The 1,322-nt window shown below is 63.7% G+C and carries 2 protein-coding genes; both read left to right on the forward strand.

From position 1 onward, the window contains the following. Positions 1-144 precede the first annotated feature (144 nt). Positions 145-387, forward strand: coding sequence for a DUF1344 domain-containing protein (locus EN925_RS36200; protein WP_013530037.1), 243 nt, complete (start codon positions 145-147; stop codon positions 385-387). Positions 388-574: 187 nt separating this feature from the next. Continuing rightward, the coding region (locus EN925_RS36205) for an FAD-binding oxidoreductase (RefSeq protein ID WP_164894671.1) at positions 575-1,322 on the forward strand (748 nt) is incomplete at its 3' end.

Consider the following 1,322-nt stretch of genomic DNA (forward strand, 5'->3'; position numbering starts at 1 on the left):
GAATTAAGCCTATGATATTGTTTGCGAAAAGTCACCCAATGTGATTTGCGGAGGGTGCGCTTTCCGTCCAGTTTCAGGCCGTCCGGTGCTGTCGTTTCCCAAGGCGGCGGTCCGGAAAAGTGAAACAGCACGGAGTGCTTACCAATGAAGAAGACCCTCGCAACCACCGCTGCTCTGCTCGCCTTCCTCGGCACCGCTTATGCCGCGACCGTTCAGGGCACCATTCAGGCCGTCGATCCGACGACCAAGTCGATCACCCTCGACGACGGCAAGATCTACCAGCTGTCGCCCGAAGCGACGATCGGGAAACTGAAGGTCGGCGCCAAGGTGGCGGTGACCGTCGATGACAAGACCGGCATCGTGACGTCGATCAAGAAGGCCTCGTAAGGCGTCAGCGTCGTTCGTCGGCAAGCCTGCTGACGCAATTTCAGGCCCTGTTCCATTCTGGCCGGTCCTCAGGGGACCGGCCATTTCGTGCCCTCCACCCTCGACGCCAGGCAAAACGCCGTCCCGGCGGCGCCGCTATGGTTTTTGCCAAAGAGCCGCGCTATCCCTTGGCCAGCGGGGGATAGTCATGGCCGACGAGCAAAAAGGGTTTCGCCTGTCGCGGCGATTGCTGCTGGGTGCGGCCGTCGTCGGCGGCGCGGTGCTGTGGGGCGGCAACACGGTGGCGCGGCTGGCACGCGGACCTTCGGGGCCGAAGAACGCAGGACGGATAGCCGATATAGACGGCTTCGCGCTGCCTCTGAAGCCGCTGGACAATGCGCCGGCCTTCGATGCGTCACTGCCCTGGTCGGCAAAGGGTGGTGACATCAACGATGCCAGCGGCCTGTCGATGACGCCGGTCTACGGCGTGGTCGAGGTCAGCGGGGACGAGCACATCGCCAAGGCCCTGGCCTTCGCGCGTGCCAATGGGCTGAAAATATCGCTGGCCGCCATCCGCCATTCCATGGGCGGGCATGCCTTCGACGACAACGCGCTGGTGCTCGACCTCAGAAAGTTCAACAGGGTCACCGTCGATGCGGCGGCCAAGACCATGACCTTGCAGCCGGGCGCGCGCTGGCACGACATCCAGAACCTTCTGCATCCGCACTTCGCGGTGAAGGCGATGCAGTCGACCGACATCTTCTCGGTCGGCGGTTCGCTGTCGGTCAATGCGCATGGCATGGACCACCAGGCGGGTTCGGTGGCGGGCTCGATCCGCTCGATGCGGGTGATGCTGGCCGACGGTTCGGTGACGACCTGCTCGCCCATCGAGAACACCGACCTGTTCCGCCACGTCGTCGGCGGTTACGGCCTGTTCGGCGTGGTGCTGGAGGCGA

It is taken from the genome of Mesorhizobium sp. M7A.F.Ca.US.006.04.2.1, assembly GCF_004022915.1.
In the GTDB taxonomy this organism is placed as follows: Bacteria; Pseudomonadota; Alphaproteobacteria; order Rhizobiales; family Rhizobiaceae; genus Mesorhizobium; species Mesorhizobium ciceri.

Excerpts from the sequence above, each read along its gene's own strand:
- EN925_RS36200 (WP_013530037.1), top strand. The coding sequence starts at position 145 with ATGAAGAAGACCCTCGCAACCACCGCTGCTCTGCTCGCCTTCCTCGGC.